At 68.1% G+C, this 18,022-nt stretch carries 15 protein-coding genes and 1 tRNA gene; all 16 read left to right on the top strand.

Annotated features, from left to right (window positions below; genetic code table 11):
• Window positions 1–134 precede the first annotated feature (134 nt).
• The gene (gene pheS / locus MWN52_RS13280; RefSeq protein ID WP_286574986.1) at window positions 135–1,130 is read left to right on the top strand and encodes a phenylalanine--tRNA ligase subunit alpha; all 996 of its coding nucleotides are present in this window, start codon (window positions 135–137) and stop codon (window positions 1,128–1,130) included.
• Between the two features lie 124 nt (window positions 1,131–1,254).
• Window positions 1,255–3,630 carry a phenylalanine--tRNA ligase subunit beta gene (pheT, locus tag MWN52_RS13275; RefSeq protein WP_286574985.1) on the top strand — a complete coding sequence of 792 codons (2,376 nt, stop codon included), beginning with the start codon at window positions 1,255–1,257 and terminating at the stop codon, window positions 3,628–3,630.
• A 19-nt stretch (window positions 3,631–3,649) separates the two neighbouring features.
• On the top strand, window positions 3,650–3,955 hold the full coding sequence (locus tag MWN52_RS13270) for an integration host factor subunit alpha (RefSeq protein WP_093136318.1): 306 nt from the start codon (window positions 3,650–3,652) through the stop codon (window positions 3,953–3,955).
• The gene (locus MWN52_RS13265; protein ID WP_093136322.1) at window positions 3,948–4,304 is read left to right on the top strand and encodes a MerR family transcriptional regulator; all 357 of its coding nucleotides are present in this window, start codon (window positions 3,948–3,950) and stop codon (window positions 4,302–4,304) included. The genes MWN52_RS13270 and MWN52_RS13265 overlap by 8 nt, the downstream gene beginning before the upstream one ends.
• A 112-nt stretch (window positions 4,305–4,416) precedes the next feature.
• Window positions 4,417–4,493, top strand: a tRNA-Pro gene (locus MWN52_RS13260).
• Window positions 4,494–4,993: 500 nt separating this feature from the next.
• A complete protein-coding gene (locus MWN52_RS13255) occupies window positions 4,994–5,698 on the top strand; it encodes a polysaccharide biosynthesis/export family protein (protein ID WP_130517554.1) in 705 nt (234 codons plus the stop codon).
• Window positions 5,695–7,113, top strand: coding sequence for a GumC family protein (locus MWN52_RS13250; RefSeq protein WP_130531832.1), 1,419 nt, complete (start codon window positions 5,695–5,697; stop codon window positions 7,111–7,113). Before MWN52_RS13255 ends, MWN52_RS13250 begins: the two co-directional genes overlap by 4 nt.
• Before the next feature lie 291 nt (window positions 7,114–7,404).
• The gene (locus tag MWN52_RS13245) at window positions 7,405–8,871 is read left to right on the top strand and encodes an undecaprenyl-phosphate glucose phosphotransferase (protein WP_130517556.1); all 1,467 of its coding nucleotides are present in this window, start codon (window positions 7,405–7,407) and stop codon (window positions 8,869–8,871) included.
• A gap of 3 nt (window positions 8,872–8,874) precedes the next feature.
• Complete coding sequence (locus tag MWN52_RS13240; protein ID WP_286574984.1) at window positions 8,875–10,197, top strand: polysaccharide biosynthesis protein GumE; 1,323 nt, start codon at window positions 8,875–8,877, stop codon at window positions 10,195–10,197.
• Window positions 10,194–11,324, top strand: a complete 1,131-nt coding sequence (locus MWN52_RS13235) for a glycosyltransferase family 4 protein (RefSeq protein ID WP_286574983.1) — start codon at window positions 10,194–10,196, stop codon at window positions 11,322–11,324. Before MWN52_RS13240 ends, MWN52_RS13235 begins: the two co-directional genes overlap by 4 nt.
• Entirely contained in the window at window positions 11,324–12,427 is a 1,104-nt protein-coding gene (locus tag MWN52_RS13230) for a glycosyltransferase family protein (RefSeq protein ID WP_345783492.1), read from the top strand. The genes MWN52_RS13235 and MWN52_RS13230 overlap by 1 nt, the downstream gene beginning before the upstream one ends.
• Before the next feature lie 4 nt (window positions 12,428–12,431).
• Window positions 12,432–13,928 carry a lipopolysaccharide biosynthesis protein gene (locus MWN52_RS13225; RefSeq protein ID WP_425608035.1) on the top strand — a complete coding sequence of 499 codons (1,497 nt, stop codon included), beginning with the start codon at window positions 12,432–12,434 and terminating at the stop codon, window positions 13,926–13,928.
• Window positions 13,929–14,191: 263 nt separating this feature from the next.
• On the top strand, window positions 14,192–15,391 hold the full coding sequence (locus tag MWN52_RS13220) for a GumK N-terminal domain-containing glycosyltransferase (protein WP_286574982.1): 1,200 nt from the start codon (window positions 14,192–14,194) through the stop codon (window positions 15,389–15,391).
• Between the two features lie 166 nt (window positions 15,392–15,557).
• Window positions 15,558–16,337, top strand: coding sequence for a WecB/TagA/CpsF family glycosyltransferase (locus tag MWN52_RS13215; protein WP_286574981.1), 780 nt, complete (start codon window positions 15,558–15,560; stop codon window positions 16,335–16,337).
• Window positions 16,338–16,433: 96 nt separating this feature from the next.
• On the top strand, window positions 16,434–16,898 hold the full coding sequence (locus MWN52_RS13210) for a cupin domain-containing protein (protein WP_286574980.1): 465 nt from the start codon (window positions 16,434–16,436) through the stop codon (window positions 16,896–16,898).
• A 66-nt stretch (window positions 16,899–16,964) separates the two neighbouring features.
• Window positions 16,965–17,984 carry a TraB/GumN family protein gene (locus MWN52_RS13205; protein ID WP_286574979.1) on the top strand — a complete coding sequence of 340 codons (1,020 nt, stop codon included), beginning with the start codon at window positions 16,965–16,967 and terminating at the stop codon, window positions 17,982–17,984.
• Window positions 17,985–18,022 lie beyond the last annotated feature (38 nt).

Below are 18,022 nucleotides of genomic sequence, written 5' to 3'. Positions count from 1 at the left end.
CTCCGCGCGGCGCTTCGGCGGAAACAGCATTGCATGCATGGGGAAGGGCGCGAGTCCTTCCCCATTTTGTTTTGGGCGACCCGAAGGCGTGAGCCGGGTCGCCGCCGGACTCTTACCAGGACCTCCAAGGACCGATGAGCCAAATCGAAACCCTCACCGCGCAGGCGCTGGCCGACATCGCCGCCGCCACCGCGCCCGATGCGGTCGAATCCCTGCGCGTGGCGCTGCTGGGCAAGAACGGCCAGGTCACCGCCCAGCTCAAGGCGCTCGGCACGCTGCCGGCCGACCAGCGCAAGGCCGCCGGCGAAGCCATCAACCGCGCGCGCGATGCCATCGCCCAGGCGCTGTCCGAACGCAAGACCGTGCTGGAGGACGCAGCGCTCGACGCGCGCCTGGCCGGCGAGGCGATCGATGTGACCCTGCCGGGCCGCGACGGCACGCGCGGTGGCCTGCATCCGATCAGCCGCACCATCGAGCGCATCGCTGAGATCTTCGGCCGGCTGGGCTACGAGCTGGCCGACGGCCCGGAGATCGAGGACGACTGGCACAACTTCGAGGCGCTGAACTTCCCGCCGCATCATCCGGCGCGCGCCATGCACGACACCTTCTACTTCGGCGATGGCCGCCTGCTGCGCACCCACACCTCCGGCGTGCAGGTGCGCTACATGGGCGAGCACGCCCCGCCGCTGCGCATGATCGCGCTGGGCAAGGTGTATCGCAGCGACAGCGACCAGACCCATTCGCCCATGTTCCACCAGTGCGAGGGCCTGCTGGTGGACGAGCATTCGACCTTCGCCGACCTCAAGGGCACTTTGAGCGAGTTCGTGCGGGCCTTCTTCGAGCGCGATTTCGAAATGCGCTTCCGTCCCAGCTACTTCCCCTTCGTCGAACCCGGCGCGGAAGTGGACATCGCCTGGCAGCAGCCCGACGGCAGCACGCGCTGGCTGGAGGTGCTGGGCTGCGGCATGGTCCACCCGAACGTGCTGCGCAGCGTGGGCATCGACCCGGAGCGCTACACCGGCTTCGCCTTCGGCATGGGCGTGGAGCGCTTCGCGATGCTGCGCTACGGCGTGAGCGATCTGCGCGCGTTCTTCGAGAACGACGTGCGGTTTTTGCGGCAGTTTGCTTGAGTGATGGGAGTGGGGATTCGGGATTCGGGATTCGTAAAAGCGGATTTCGGGCCCAGCCCCGACCTCGCATGAGTCCGCTTCTCACCCATCCCGAATCCCCAATCCCTAATCCCGGAATTTCAAAATGAAATTCAGCGAAAACTGGCTGCGCAGCCACGTCCCCACCGGTGCCACGCGCGAGGAACTGTCGGCGACGCTGACCGCCATCGGCCTGGAGGTCGAGGACGTCACCGCACTGGGCGAAGGCCTGGACAAGGTGGTGGTGGCGCGCATCGTCGATTGCGCCCGTCATCCGGAAGCCGACCGCCTGCAGGTCTGTCAGGTCGATGCCGGCACCGGCGAGCGCCTGCAGATCGTGTGCGGCGCGCCCAATGCGCGCCCCGGGCTGGTCGCGCCGCTGGCGATGGTCGGCGCCAGGCTCGGTGAGATCTCGATCAAGGCCGCCAAGCTGCGCGGCGTGGACTCCAACGGCATGCTCTGCTCGGCCAAGGAGCTGGGCGTGGATGCCGACGCCTCCGGCCTGCTCGAACTGCCGGACGATGCGCCGCTGGGGACGCCGATCGCCGACTACCTGGGCCTGCCCGATGCCAGCATCGAGATCAAGCTGACGCCCAACCGTGCCGACTGCTTCAGCGTGCGCGGCATCGCCTTCGACGTGGCCGCCGCCAGCGGCAGCGACGTGGTGCCCTTCGACGCCGCGCCGGTGCCCGCCGTGCACGAGCATGCGCTGCAGGTGACGCTGGACGCCGGCGCCGATGCGCCGCGCTACTGCGGCCGCGTCATCGAGGGCGTCGATCCGACCCGCGCCACGCCGATCTGGATGGCCGAGCGCCTGCGCCGCAGCGGCGTGCGCCCGGTATCGCTGCTGGTGGACATCACCCAGTACGTGATGCTGGAGCTGGGCCAGCCGATGCATGCCTTCGACCGCGATCTGCTGACCGGTCCGGTCGGCGTGCGCCACGGCCGCAGCGGCGAGTCGCTGCAGCTGCTCGATGGTCGCACCGCCGCGCTGGACGACGGCTTCCTGGTGATCACCGATGCCGATCGTCCGGTCGCGCTGGCCGGCATCATGGGCGGGCAGGACGCCAAGGTCTCCGGCGCCACGCGCAACGTGTTCCTGGAGTCGGCCTACTTCGCGCCGGCCGCCATCATCGGCCGCGGCCGGCGCCTGGGCCTGCATACCGATGCCTCGCATCGCTACGAGCGCGGCGTCGATCCGGCGCTGGCGCCGCAGGCCATCGAGGTCGCCACGCGCCTGATCGTCGAGCTAGCCGGTGGCCAGCCCGGCCCGGTCGTGCAGGCGGCGCTGGATCAGCATCTGCCCGCGCCGGCGCCGATCGCGCTGCGCCGCGCCCGCGTGGCGCGCGTGCTCGGTCTGGAGATCCCGGACGCCGAAATCGAGCGCATCCTGCGCGCGCTGGGCATGCGGGTCGACGCCACCGATGCGGGCTGGTCGGTGGTCGCGCCCAGCCGGCGCTTCGACATCGCCATCGAAGAAGACCTGATCGAGGAACTGGCCCGCATCCACGGCTACGACCGCATCCCGGCCACGCTGCCCGGCGGCGCCACCCGCATCGCCGCCGACAGCGAGACCCGGCTGGACCAGGCCACCGTGCGCCGCCAGCTGGCCGCGCGCGACCTGCTGGAGACGGTCAACTTCGCCTTCGTCGACGCCCAGCTGCTGGCGCGCTGGGAGCTGACCGAAGGCGCGGTGCCGCTGGCCAATCCGCTCAGCAGCGAGCTGGGCGTGATGCGCACCTCCCTGTTGCCCGGTCTGGTCGCCGCCCTGCAGCGCAATGCGGCGCGCCAGACCAGCCGGATCCGCCTGTTCGAGCTGGGCAACGTGTTCGCCGCGGCCGGGCAGGGCGAGGCGCCGCGCGAGACGCTGCGCATCGCCGCCGCGGTCTGCGGCGACGCGCATGCCGAGCAGTGGGGCGTGCCGGCGCGCGCGGTGGAGTTCCACGACCTCAAGGGCGACCTGGAGAGCCTGGCGGCGGCGTCGGGCGCGGCGCTGACGTTCGAGCCGGCGAGCGAGGGCTTCGGCCATCCGGGTCGCTCGGCGCGGGTGCTGCGCGAGGGGCGGGTCATCGGCTGGATCGGGCAGCTGCATCCGCGCCTGCTCAAGGCGCTGGACCTGGATCTGCCGGTGCTGGCGTTCGAACTGGACCTGGCGCCGCTGGTCCAGCGCCAGATCCCGCGTGCGGGCGAGCTCTCGCGCTTCCCGTCGGTGCGCCGCGACCTGGCCTTCACCGTGGCCGAGGCGGTGCCCTTCGCCGCCATTGAGCGGACGGTGTGGAAGGCGGCCGGCCCGCTGCTCAGGCAGGTGCTGCTGTTCGACCGCTACGTCGGCGCCGGGGTCGAAACCGGTCAAAAGAGCCTCGCTATGGGCTTGATTTTGCAGGACAACACGCGCACATTGAACGATCGCGATGTGGACGAGGTGGTCGCCGCAACGGTGGCCGCCCTGGCGCAGGAACACGGCGCCGGCATGCGCGGATGAGGCTCTCGGGGAAATACCAATGGCATTGACCAAAGCGGAGATGGCCGAACGCCTGTTCGACGAAGTCGGTCTGAACAAGCGCGAGGCCAAGGAGTTCGTCGACGCGTACTTCGACGTGCTGCGTGACGCCCTGGAACAGGGGCGCCAGGTCAAGCTGTCCGGCTTCGGCAATTTCGACCTGCGGCGCAAGAACCAGCGCCCAGGCCGCAACCCCAAGACCGGCGAGGAGATCCCGATCTCCGCCCGCACCGTGGTCACCTTCCGCCCGGGCCAGAAACTCAAGGAACGCGTCGAGGCGTACGCAGGAGGCAACCCGAATGCTTGATCCCGGCAGCAACAAGGAATTGCCGCCGATCCCGGCCAAGCGCTACTTCACCATCGGTGAGGTGTCCGAGCTGTGCGACGTCAAGCCGCACGTGCTGCGCTACTGGGAGACCGAGTTCCCCAGCCTGGAGCCGGTCAAGCGCCGCGGCAACCGGCGCTACTACCAGCGCCACGACGTGCTGATGGTCCGCCAGATCCGCGGCCTGCTCTACGAACAGGGCTATACGATCGGCGGCGCGCGCCTGCGCCTGGAAGGCGAGGGCGCCAAGCAGGAATCGGCCCTGAGCAACCAGATCGTGCGCCAGGTGCGCCTGGAGCTGGAAGAAGTCCTGCAGCTGCTGCGCCGCTGAAGGCGCGGCCGCGGCTTACGCCATCGAAGGAACGCGGTGGGGTGCCCGCCCGCGGATGAATCCGGTATGATGCGCGGCCCACCGCGACGGTGGGTGAAGTTCTTTGCGACGTCGGGGCGTAGCGCAGCCTGGTAGCGCATCTGCCTGGGGGGCAGAGGGTCGTCGGTTCAAATCCGGCCGTCCCGACCAATCGCAGTGGAGTTCCAGACAAACGCCCGGTCTTCCGGGCGTTTTGCGTTTCGGCGATCCGGCCACGCCGGTTCGATTTACTCGCCTCCAGCGCATGGCGTTAAACCGCCTTGAGCTAGCTGAGCATCGAGTAACTGCGACCTGAAGCCGCAGACGGGCGCTCTGTCACAAAAGTCTGTCCGGTGTCGCACACGACCCGCGTTATCCAATTTGTGCAAAGCAGCAGCAGCAAAGGGTTTTGCCGGGAAACGACAGGAAATGCGCCGGGGAGGCCGGCACGCGGTTCGTGACTGGGGGCATCGTTCGTTGGGATGTCAGTCTGGAGGCCGACGCATCGCTATGCGATAGTCGATCGCAGGCCGTATTCACATTCGGCTGGTGACCTTGAGTTCGACAGGTCACATCGTCGGACCACGTCACGAAACTCTCGCCACACCGGAACACCCGTCCGGTTGGGCACCCGCGGGCCTCCCCCCAACCCAAAGGTAGACGACCGTTTTATGGCCTCATCGCCCTCTGTTCGAAGTTTGTTGGCATGGCTCGCGCTGGCGTGCGTGCTGTTTCTGACCAGCTGCAATTCCGTGCCCAAGGAGGTCGCGACCTCGCTGCCGGCTCCCGATCCGCTGGGCGAGCTGAAGGAAACGCCGGAGTACCGCATCGGTGCCGGCGATCTGATCGAGATCAAGGTCTTCCAGATCGAGGATCTCGAGCGCCAGGTGCGCGTGGACAACGAGGGCATGATCTCGCTGCCGCTCATCGGCAACCTCAAGGCGGCCGGGCTGACGCGCAGCGAGCTGGAAGGCGAGATCACCCAGCGCTACGGCGCCCGCTTCCTGCAGGACCCGCAGGTCTCGGTGCTGATCCAGGAGTTCACCAGCCAGCGCATCACCGTGTCCGGCGCGGTGTCCAAGCCGGGCAACTATCCGCTCAACGGCGCCACGCAGCTGACCCTGCAGCAGGCCCTGGCCGAGGCGCAGGGCGTGAGCGATCTGGCCAGCCGCAAGAACGTGGTGGTGTTCCGCGAGATCGGCGGGCAGAAGATGATCGCGCGCTTCGATCTGACCGAGATCGAGAAGGGCGCCAACCCCGATCCGGAAATCTACGGAGGCGACATCGTCGTGGTCTATCGCTCCGACGCACGCCTGCTCCTGCGCACCGTGCTTGAGCTGACCCCCTTCGTCATGGTTTTCAGGGCTTATCGATGAGTACGGTCGACCACCACTCCGGTCATCTCAACGCAAGACACGCCGACGTCACCCTGCTGGAGTACTGGCACGCCATCACCACCCGCCGCTGGCTGATCGCGGGCGTGACGCTGGCCGTGGCCGCCCTGGTGCTGGTGGTCACGCTGCTGATGACGCCCAAGTACCAGGCCACCACCACGTTGCAGATCAATCGCGACGCGATGAACGTGGTCAACATCGAGAACCTGATGCCGGCCGAGTCGCCGATGGACCGCGACTTCTACGACACGCAGTACGAGCTGCTGCGCAGCCGTTCGCTGGCCCAGCAGGTCATCCGCACGACCCATCTGGCCGAGCATCCCGCCTACAAGGAACTGGCCGAGAAGGTCGCCGCGCAGGCCGCCGACGGCGCCGAGGGCGACAAGGCCACGGTGCGCAAGCGGCAGCAGGAGGCGGTCGAGCGTGCGCTGACCGACAACGTGCTGGCCGGGCTGGACGTGGAGCCGGTGCGCAACTCGCGTCTGGCCAAGGTCCACTTCAGCTCGCCCGACCCGGCGCTCTCGGCCCAGGTCGCCAACGCCTACGCCTCGACCTTCATCGCCGACAACCTGCAGCGCCAGCTCGATGCCTCGACCTTCGCGGTCAAGTATCTGTCCGACCGGCTGGAGCAGCTGCGCGGCAAGGTGGAGGAATCCGAGCGTGCGCTGGTGGACTATTCGGGCGATCAGCAGATCGTCTCGATCGGCGACAACCAGCCCTCGCTGCCCGCGCAGAATCTGAGCGAGCTCAACGGCATGCTGGCCACCGCGCAGGCGGCCAAGCTGCAGGCCGAGGCCGCCTGGAACGAGGCGCGCGCCGGCGACGGGATGAACCTGCCGCAGGTGGTCTCCAGCCCGCTGATCCAGAACCTGCGCGAAGCGCAGTCGGAGATGGAGACCGAGTACAACCAGAAGCTGGCCACCTACAAGCCCGACTATCCGGAGATGCAGCGTCTGAAGAGCCGCATCGATGCGGGCAACCAGCAGATCCGCCGCGAGGTGGCGGTCATCCGGGCCTCGTTGAAGTCGCAATACGATGCGGCGGCCCAGCAGGAGCAGCTCACCGAGCAGCGCATCAGTGCGCTCAAGCACGACCAGCTGGATCTGGAAGAGCGCAGCATCCGCTACAACATGCTCAAGCGCGATGTGGACACCAACCGTCAGCTGTACGACGCGCTGCTGCAGCGCTTCAAGGAGATCGGCGTCGCAGGTAACGTCGGGGCCAACAATATCTCGGTCATCGACAAGGCGGAGATTCCGAGCACGCCCAGCTCGCCGCGGCTGGTGGTGAACCTGGCGCTGGGCCTGGTGTTCGGTTTCTTCCTCGGCCTGGTGCTCGCGCTGCTGCTGCATCTGGCCGGTTCGCTGCGACGCTCGCAGCCCCACACGACGCATTAAAACTGAATAGACGAGGAGCCTGCATTCGAGCCCCGACCCGTGAGCTGGTGCACAGAACCTTCGCAGTCTTTCTGCGAGTGTTGCACCGCAGCAACTGGTTTGTTCGCCGGGACGTTTTCGGTGAACAGGGGGACATGCAGTGCTCCAGTGCGAGGTGGTGGCCGTCGGCCTGACGTCCGGGACGCTTTCAAGCGTTTCGCGCGTTAACCGGAAGGGTAACCACGTCGAACATCGTTTCCCGGCATGCGCGCCTAGGCGCCGTGCCAGTGAAGCACCAGATTGGAGAGCGCCATGCTTCTTGCTGACCTCAGTAGCGGTACCGATACAAGCACCTCGCCGCGTCTGCTTTCCAAGTATTCGGCGGCGGCGGATGTCTTGCTGCGGGTCTCGGACATCGTGGTGGTGGTCGCGGCGGCCCTGATCGCCTATCGGTTGCGATTCGACACCTGGTTGCCGGCGGTGGGCTATCGCGGCGTGATCGGCACCACGCTGCTCTATGCGGTGATCTGCTTCACCGCCTTCCCCCTGTATCGCAGCTGGCGCGGGCGCGGCCTGGGCCGCGAGGTGATGGTGCTGGGCGTGGCCTGGAGTGGCGTGTTCGCGCTGTTCGCGGTGCACGCGCTGGTGGTGCAGATGGGGCAGTTCGTCTCGCGCAGCTGGCTCGGCGCCTGGTATCTGTTGGGGTTCGTCGGCCTGGTGGCCTCGCGTACGGTCCTGCGCAACGTGCTCAGCGCGCTGCGCAGCAGCGGCCTGGATACCCAGCGCGTGGTCGTGATCGGCCTGCGCACGCCGGTGTTCAAGCTGCAGCACTACCTGTCGCGCAACAGCTGGGTGGGTCTGCAGCTGGTCGGCTATTTCCAGAGCCGCTACGACATGGTGCCCAGCGCCGCGTCCAGCCGTCTGCCGTGCCTAGGCATCTCCGCGCCGGAGGAGCTCGAGCGCTACCTGCAGGAGAACACCATCGAGCAGGTGTGGATCTCCATGCCGCTGGGCGACCGCGACCGCATCAAGGCGCTGCTGCAGGTGCTGGACCGTTATCCGATCACGGTCAAGCTGGTGCCCGACCTGTTCGACTTCGGCATGCTTAACCAGCAGGGCGAGCAGATCGGCAACGTGCCGGTGATCAACCTGCGCCAGGGCGGCGTGGACCGCAACAACTACTTCGTGGTGGCCAAGTCGCTGCAGGACAAGATCGTGGCCATCGGCGCGCTGCTGGTGCTGTGGCCGCTGTTGCTGGCCGTGGCGATCGGCGTCAAGCTCAGCTCGCCCGGCCCTGTGTTCTTCCGCCAGAAGCGCAACGGCCTGGGTGGCCGCGAGTTCTACATGCTCAAGTTCCGCTCGATGTATGTCGACCAGCCCGGCGCGGGCAAGGGCGAGGTGAAGCAGGCGACCAAGGGGGACGCGCGCATCACGCGCTTCGGCGGGTTCCTGCGCCGCACCAGCATCGACGAGCTGCCGCAGATCTTCAACGTGCTCGGCGGCAGCATGTCCATCGTCGGGCCGCGCCCGCATGCGGCCCAGCACAACAGCCATTACGAGAAGCTGATCAACCGCTACATGCAGCGCCACTACGTCAAGCCGGGGATCACCGGCTGGGCGCAGGTCAACGGCTTCCGCGGCGAGACGCCGGAGCTGCGCACCATGAAGAAGCGCGTGCAGTACGACCTGGACTACATCCGCCGCTGGTCGCTGTGGCTGGACTGCAAGATCATCGTGCTCACGGCCGTGCGTGTGCTTGGCCAGAAGACCGCGTACTGATCCATGGCCGCAGTTCCCCATGAGGCCGTGCCGGTGCGCGCTGCCACGCACGCGCGGGCCACGCACCGGCAACGCGATCTGCTGATCGAGCTGCTGCTGCTGTTCGCGGTCGGTTACAACTTCCTGCTCGCCTTCGTCAACGCGAAGGTCACGCCGGTCTCGCCGGCGCTGACCTATGTCGCCGAGCTGCTGATCTACGCCGGCTGCTTCGGCATCGGGATCTGGACCCTGGAGCGTTCCAAGATCGTCGCGCTCATCGCCGGGATCACCGTGATCGTGGCGGTGCTGCTGTTCCGCTATCTGATCGAGTGGCGGGTGGATGCGAAGTTCATCCGCGACGCGATCATTCCGTTCGCCTTCCTGGTGCTCGGATCGGCGTACGGTGGTTCGCTGCCGAAGTTGTTCGTGCGCATGGCCGTCATCATCAGCCTGGTGGCCGGTTTCGAACTGGCCGCGCCGGATCTGTATGGCGACTGGGTCAACCCGAAGAGCTATTACGTCAACACGCGCGGCCTGGACGAGGGCGGCTTCTGGAACGAGGACAGCAACCTGTTCGTCAGCGCGACGCGTCCGGGCGAGCGCAACTTCCTGCCGGGCAGCAACCTGCCGCGCGCGTCCTCGATCTTCGTCGAGCCGGTGACCGCCGGCAACTTCATCGTGTTCTTCGTGGCGATCCTGCTGACGTTCTGGCGCTCGATGCGCTTGGGGCAGGTGGCGCTGTCGGTGGGCCTGCTGCTGTTCCTGATCGTGGCCACCGACGGACGGCTTGCGGTGGGCACCAGTCTCCTGCTGATCCTGGGTGCTCCGTTCCTCAGACGCCTGGATCAACGGCTCTCGTTCCTGATCATGCCGCTGGTGCTGCTGGGGGCGGCGGCGGTCGTCTGGATCTCGGGCGTGAGCGCCTACCAGGACAACACGCTGGGCCGCGTCTACCTCACCGTGAATGCGATGCTGCAGATGCCGGCCGAGGCCTGGATGGGGCTGGATTTTGACGCGCCCTACAAGTACTTCGACAGCGGCATCGCCTACTTCATCGCCTCGCAGTCGATCATGGTAGTGGGCTTCTTCCTGCTCGCCTACGCCTTCGGACTGGACATGCCGACCGAGGATGGTCAGGCGTTCAAGAACTTCTTCATGCTGGCGTTCTCCGTCGGCCTGCTGGTGTCCAACAGCCTGTTCTCGGTCAAGTCCGCGGCGCTGTGGTGGTTCGTCTGCGGTGCGCTGTGGCAGCTCAAGGGCGTGCCCTGGCGCACGCCGACCGGTCTTGCGCAGGAGGCGCATGCGATGGGGCCCCCCTTGGCGCCATCGCCGGAGGTCGCGCGATGAAGGTCGTTCATGTGGTGCGCCAGTTCCACCCCTCTGTCGGCGGGCTGGAAGACGTGGTGCTGAACGTCGCCATGCATCATCGCGACAACAGCCAGGATCAGGTGGAGGTGGTGACGCTGGATCGCATCTTCAGCGAGCCCGAGGTGCGCCTGCCTGCGCAGGCCGCGCATCGCGAGATCCCGGTCAGGCGCCTGCCGTGGTCCGGGTCCAGCCGCTATCCGCTCACGCCGAGCGTGCTGGGCGCGATCAGGTCGGCGGACGTGGTCCATGTGCACGGCATCGATTTCTTCTTCGACTATCTCGCCGCGACCCGGCTGGTGCATCGCAAGCCGATGATCGTGTCCACGCACGGCGGCTTCTTCCACACCGGCTACGCCTCGCGGCTCAAGCAGCTGTGGTTTTCCAGCATCACGCGCGCCTCGGCTCATGCCTACCAGCGCGTGGTGGCGACCAGCGAGAACGACGGCAGCCTGTTCTCCCGCGTAGTGGGGCCCAAGCGCCTGCGCGTGATCGAGAACGGCGTGGACGTGCAGAAGTTCGCCGGTCGCGGCAGCCAGACGCCGGGTCGGACGCTGATCTATTTCGGGCGCTGGTCGGTCAACAAGGGGCTGCTGGAGACGCTGGCGCTGTTCGAAGCGCTGCGCGCGCTGGATCCGGACTGGAAGCTGATCATCGCCGGCCGCGAATACGACCTCACCGCCGACGGTCTGGCGCGCGACATCGCCGCGCGCGGGCTGACCGATCATGTGCAGGTGGTGGCCTCGCCCTCCGAGGCCGAGCTGGCCGCCTTGCTGGAACGTGCGCAGTACTTCGTCTGCCTGTCGCGGCACGAGGGCTTCGGCATCGCGCCAGTGGAGGCGATGAGCGCCGGACTGATCCCGGTGCTCAGCGATATCCCGCCGTTCCGGCGGCTGGTGGAGGAATCCGGCCTGGGCGTGCTGGTCGACCCGATGGACCCCAAGGCCGGTGCGCAGGCGGCGCAGGCGCTGACGGCCGTGCCGGAAGAGGCCTTCGCGACGCGCCGTCAGGCGGCCATGGACTTCGTCCAGCGCTACCACTGGCGCCACGTGGTGGGACGCTATGTGGACGAATATCACACCGCGCTGGGCACGGCGGGGCGCGCGTGATGGCGACGCACGACCAGGACGCGCAGGCGCCCGCCACCGGCAAGCCGCTGCTGACCGTGCTGCAGCAGTTCAACGTGCCGACGCCCAAGACCAACCCCTACCTGGTGCAGCTGCTGGCGGCCCTGTCGCCGCTGGTGCGCGTGCGCTTCTGGTCGCTGCGCACGGCGCTGCTCTCGCGCTACGACGTGGTGCATCTGCACTGGCCCGAATACACGATGCGACATGCCACCGCCCTGGGCCGCGGCCTGCGCCAGTGCGCCGTCGCGCTGCTGCTGCTGCGCTGGACCGTGCTGCGCACGCCGATCGTGCGCACGCTGCACAACCTGGCCCCGCACGAGCAGGGCGGCGCGGTCGAGCGTTGGCTGCTGCGGCGCATGGACCGCATGACCTCGCGCTGGATCCGCATCAACGAGACCACCGAGCCGCGCGCGCCGGGCACCGATACCGCGCTGCATGGCCATTACGTCGACTGGTTCGCGCCGCATCCGCAGGGCACGCCGGTGGCTGGGCGCCTGTTGCACTTCGGCCTGATCCGGCCCTACAAGGGCGTGGAAGGGCTGTTGACGTCCATGGCTGGCCTCGACGAGCCCGGCTGCAGCCTGCGCGTGGTGGGCAACCCGGCAAGCCCGCAGATGCGCACGCTGATGGAGGCGGCCTGCGCACGCGATCCACGGGTCAGCGCCCTGCTGCAGTATGTCGACGATCCGACGCTGGCCTTGGAGGTGTCCGAATCCGAGCTGGTCGTGCTGCCCTACAAGGAGATGCACAACTCCGGCACCCTGCTGCTGGCCCTGTCGCTGGGTCGCCCGGTGCTGGTGCCGCGCACGGCCAACAACGCGGCCGTCGCCGCCGAAGTGGGGCCTGGCTGGGTCTTCATGTACGAGGGCGAGCTGGATGCGCAGGTGATCCAGTGGGGCCTGGCGCAGGCGCGTAACACGCTCCGCGCGCCGACGCCCGATCTGTCGCGGCGCGACTGGTCGCAGGCCGGGCAGCTGCATTACCGCAGCTATCTCGCCGCGCTCCGCCAGCGCCGTGGCCGGACGCAGGCTGCCGACACCGACCCCGCGCGCGATCGGCGCGCCGCGGACAACCGCAGCCGGTGAGGGCGTGTCGGTGGCCGTGAAGTCGGACTCGGGCGCGTCGCATCCGGGCCTGGGCAGCCGGGCCGCGGCCGGCGCGGCCAAGACCATGGCCGGGCAGGGCGCGCGCATGGTCGTGCAGTTCGGCGGGATCATCCTGCTGGCGCGCCTGCTGAGCCCGGAAGACTACGGCGTCATGGCGATGGTGACCGCGCTGGTCGGCATCTGCGAGATCCTGCGCGACTTCGGCCTGTCCTCGGCCGCGATCCAGGCCAAGAGCCTGTCCAAGGCGCAGCGCGACAACCTGTTCTGGATGAACAGCGCCATCGGCCTGGTGCTGGGCCTGGCGGTGTTCGCGGGCGCCGGCTGGATCGCGCGCTTCTATCACGAGCCGCGCCTGGCCGCGGTCAGCCAGGTCATGTCGGTGACCTTCCTGCTCAGCGGCATGAACACCCAGTACCGCGCGCATCTGAGTCGCGAGCTGATGTTCGGTCGCCTGGCGCTGAGTGATGTCGGCGGGCAGTCGCTGGGACTGATCGCGGCGGTGATCGCCGCGCTGGCCGGCCTGGGCTATTGGGCGCTGGTGATCCAGCAGGTGGTCGGCGGCGCGGTCGGCCTGCTGGTCGCGATGGTCGCCGCGCGCTGGCTGCCCGGCCGCCCGCAGCGCGGCGTGGAGATGCGCCACTTCCTCAGCTTCGGCTGGAACCTGATGGCCGCCCAGGCGCTGGGCTACGCCAGCCAGAACATCGGTCAGGTGCTGATCGGCTATCGCCTCGGCGCCGAGGCGCTGGGCCTGTACAACCGCGCCTTCCAGCTGCTGATGATGCCGCTGAACCAGATCAACGCGCCGGCCACCACCGTGGCCCTGCCGGTGCTGTCCAAGCTGCAGGACGAGCGCGAACGCTATTCGACCTTCCTGCTGCGTGGGCAGACGGTGATGGTCCATCTGATCGTGGCCATCTTCGCCTTCGCCTGCGCGCAGGGCGAGCCGCTGATCCGGTTGTTCCTGGGCGAGCAGTGGCGCGGGGCGGTGCCGATCTTCCAGGTGCTGACGCTGGGCGGCGTGTTTCAGGTCGTGGCCTATGCGACGTACTGGGTATTCCTGTCGCTGGGTCTGATGCGCGCGCAGCTGATCTACTCGGTGATCGCACGCGCGCTGCTGATCGTGTGCATCCTGGTGGGCTCGCACTGGGGCGCGCTGGGCGTGGCGGTCGGCTATGCGCTGGGCCTGGCGCTGATGTGGCCGATGTCGGTGATCTGGGTCACCCGGGTCGGCCAGGCGCCGGGCAGGGCGATGTTCAACAACGGGCTGCGGGCGCTGGTCGGCTACGGCCTGTGCGGCGCGGCCTCGTGGGCGGCGGCGCGGCACTGGGCGCAGACGCCGGTGCTGGAGCTGGCGATCGGCTTCGTGGCGATCGTGCTGGCGTTCGGCTTGGTGTGCCTGCTGTGGCCCGCATTCCGGCGGGATGTGGCCACGATCTTGAGCAGTCGCGAGCTGCTGCGACGGCGCGGCTCGGCCGCGTGATGGAGTTCGCACTTCGCATCTCGCGCGTGATTTAAGGCCGCGGGGGTTCAGTTTCGGCGTCGATGACGCCTCCTGGCTCATGTTCGGTGAACGCGCCACAGGCCACCCTCGCTGGTGTGACCGGCCGATTCCAGGCCCCGGGCCGTGATTTTTGCGACGCAGCACCCGGACTTGGATGTGGCGGCCGACACATGCTTGCCGTCGCTGCAGGCCACGACGCTGTAGCGACCGTACCCGCTCTCCATCCCCCCACTGGAGTTGCCATGCCGGCCTTCGACGCTTCGCCCTCCGCCACCGCGCGCACGATCCCCGCTTCCGCCACCGCCAAGCCGCAGTCGGGCCAGGAGCAGACGCGCTATCTGGTGCTGTCCGCCCACGACTACCGCACCCCGCGACGCGCCAATATCCACTTCATCGCCGACGAGCTGGCCAAGCGCGGTCCCACGCGCTTCTTCTCCCTGCGCTACAGCCGCCTGTCCAAGTACAAGCACGACCTGCGCCTGCCGCTGGACGCGACCGCCAATCAGGTCGTCCTCCACAAGGGCGTGGAGTGCTATCTGTGGCGCACGCTGGTGCATCCGTTCAATACGCGGCGCGCGTGGCTGCGTCCGATCGAGAACCTGATGTTCCGCGCCTATGCGGCGCGCCCGCCGGCGCAGCTGGTGCAGTGGATCCGCGAGTCGGATGTCATCGTGCTGGAGAGCGGCACGGCTGTGGCCTTCATCCGCCTGTGCAAGCAGCTCAATCCGAACGCGCGCCTGGTGTATCGGGCCTCCGACGGGTTGAGCACGATCGAGGTGGCGCAGTACATCACGCGCGAGTTCGACAATGTGTGCGGCATGCTCGATGCGATCGCGCTGGTATCGCCGGTGATGGCCGAGGAGATCAACAGCCAGCACAACGTCTATCACGTCGGTCATGGCGTCGATCCCGGGCTGGACCAGCTGGGCGATCCCAATCCTTATCCGGACACCGGCATCCATGCGGTCTCGGTGGGCTCGATGCTGTTCGATCCGACCTTCATCGCCCAGGCCAGCCATGCCTTCCCGCAGGTGACCTTCCATGTGATCGGCTCGGGCCAGGGGCGCGATCCGGACTATGGCGACAACGTCATCGTCTACGGCGAGATGAAGCACACCGACGTGGTGCGCTACATGAAGCACGCGCGCTTCGGCATCGCGCCGTATGCCTCCGAACAGGTGCCGGCGTATCTGGCGGACAGTTCGATGAAGCTGCTGCAATACGATTTCTTCGGCTTGCCGGGGGTCTGCCCGTATGCGGTGGTCGGCGGCTACGCCTCGCGCTTCGGCTATACGCCGGGCGATGCGGGCTCGATCCGCGCGGCCATCGAACAGGCCCTGGCCGCCCCGCATGTGCGCCACCGCCAGTGCCTGGACTGGCCGCAGACCACCGATCGTCTGCTTGAGCCCGAGCGCTATCCGGAAATCCGCGTCACGGCCTGAACAGGGTGACCGGCGCCGTGAGGGGTTTGCGTTCATTGGGATGACCCTGGCGCCGGATCGGCCGTCCGGGGCCCTGTGCGCACACGGACGTCCTGCCCGGATCCCTGTTTCGATGCGGCCGCATCCGAGGTGCGCCACGCATCGCCCATTTTCCCCCGGTGATTGAATGCTTGTTTTTCCCAGCCATCCCAACGACCTCGATGCACAGGCCGAGCGCCTGCCTCTGGGCGGCTATCCGGTCATCAGCACGCGCCTGCCGGTGTTCACCGCCGCCTTGCTGCGCGCGCTGGAACTGGGCGATCGCCAGCGGGTGTTCTTCGCCAACACCAACTTCGTCGTCGAGTGCCAGGCGCTGCGCCCGCAGATGCATACGGCCGGGGTGACCATCGTCAATGACGGCATCGGCATGGATCTGGCGGCGATGCTGGTGCACCGCCGTCGTTTCGCCGAGAACCTCAACGGCACCGACCTGATCCCGCGCCTGTGCCAGTCCAGCAGCCGGCCGCTGCGCTTCTTCCTGCTCGGCGGCAAGCCGGGCGTCGGCGAGGCCGCCGCACGCGCGCTGGAGGGCGTCTACGGTCAGCAGATCGTCGGCGTCTGCGACGGCTATGCGCAGATGCGCGCCCAGGGTGAGGGCCTGGTGGACACCATCAACGCCGCGGCACCGGACGTGCTGCTGGTCGCGCTGGGCAATCCGATCCAGGAGCGGTGGATCCTCGAGCACAGCGCCGCGCTGCAGGTGCCGCTTGCCTTCGGCGTGGGGGCGCTGCTGGATTTTTTGTCCGGCAACGCCAAGCGCGCGCCGCAGTGGGTGCAGAAGCTGCACATGGAGTGGGCCTACCGCCTGCTGCACGAGCCGCGGCGCCTGATCAAGCGGTATTCGGTGGATCTGTTCACCTTCTTCGGCGTCTGCCTGCGCGCGGCGCGGGCAGACCGCGCGGACTGAAGTCCCCCTGGCCGATCGGTGAAAAGCGGTCGCGAGGTGTTTCGGCTTGCGCCGGGTGCAGGGGAGGCACATGCGCGCCGCTGCTAGCATGCCGCCATGACGCAGGACATCGATCGGCTCATCGCCGCGCTGCAGCTCGCGCCGCATCCCGAAGGCGGCTACTACCGGCGCATCCACGCCTCGCAGTCGGAAGTGCTGTACGCCGGGCGCCTGCGCCCGGCCATGACGGCCATCCACTTCCTGCTGCGCCGGGGCCAGCGCAGCCGCTGGCACCGGGTCGATGCGGACGAGGGCTGGCACTGGCGGCAGGGTGGGCCCCTGCAGCTGCAGATCTTCGATCCGGAGAACGATACGCTGCAGACGCTCGCATTGAGCGCTGAAGCTTCCGCGATGGCCGTCGTCCCGGCGGGGCACTGGCAGCGCGCGTGGACCGAGGCGGCTTACGCGCTGGTGGACTGCACCGTCGCGCCCGGCTTCGTCTGGGAAGGCTTCGCGCTGCTCGACGCCGCGCCGCAGATCGCTGAATGCTTGCACGCCCTGGGCGCGCCGGACCTGGATTGAAACGCGGGAACGCCCCGTAAGATCCGGCCATCGGCGCCGGCCGGCGTCCCTGCAGGAGGTCCTTGTATGCGCAAGCTGCGCCTGAGTCTGGTCGCGCCGCTGTTGCTGTTCGTGCTGTCTGCCTCCGCGCAGCAGGCGCCGCCGCCGCCGGCCAGCGAGCCTGCGATCACCGACCTGGCGCCGATGACGGTCTCGGGCGTGCAGCCGGGTCCGGGCCTGTGGAAGGTCAGCCGCGATGGCCACGTGCTGTGGGTGCTGGGCACCCTGACGCCGTTGCCCAAACGCATGGACTGGCGTTCGACGGAGGTGGAATCGGCCATCGCCGGCTCGCAGGAGCTGCTGCTGCCGCCGAGCATGTCGCTGGACACCGGGCGCGGCATGTTCGGCAACCTGTTCCTGCTGCCGTCGCTGTTCAAGGCGGCCAAGAATCCCGACGGCCAGACCCTGCAGGAAGTTGTTCCGGCGTCCGAGTACGCGCGCTGGAGCACGCTCAAGGCGCGCTACCTGGGACGCGACCGCAGCGTCGAGCAGCGCCGCCCGATCTTCGCCGCGCTGGAGCTGTACAAGGCGGCGATGAAGGACGCCGCGCTCAGCACCGACAACGTCGTGGCCGAGCGGGTGCAGACCCTGGCCAAGCGCGCCGGCCTGAAGGTCACCTCCGTGGTGGCGACCGCCAGGCTGGAGGATCCCAAGGCGGCGATCCGCGAATTCCAGCGCACCGGGCTCGACGACCGCAGCTGCTTCAGCCGTACGCTGGACGTGCTCGAGCACGAGATCGATGCGATGCGCGCCCAGGCCAACGCCTGGGCGGTCGGCGACATCGACACCTTGCGCATCGCCCCGCAGGCGACCCAGTACGGCGTGTGCCAGGCGGCGATCAGCGAGAGCGGCCTGGCGCGCAAGCTGGGCCTCAGCACGCTGCGCCAGCAGTCGCTGGACCTGTGGCTGGAGAAGGCCCAGGCCGCGCTGGCCCAGCATCAGGGCACCGTGGCGCTGCTGCCGATGGGCCTGATCCTGGGTCGCAACAATCTGATCGATGCGCTCAAGGCGCGCGGCTACACGGTCGAGGCGCCAGACGCGCAGTGAGGCCGCCGGGCGGGCGCCGATCGCGCGCCCGGCAGGGC

This window comes from Pseudoxanthomonas winnipegensis (assembly GCF_030322905.1).
Lineage (GTDB): Bacteria > Pseudomonadota > Gammaproteobacteria > Xanthomonadales > Xanthomonadaceae > Pseudoxanthomonas_A > Pseudoxanthomonas_A winnipegensis.
Note: the sequence above shows the minus strand (reverse complement) of the source record. Positions and strands in the feature narration are given on the sequence as shown.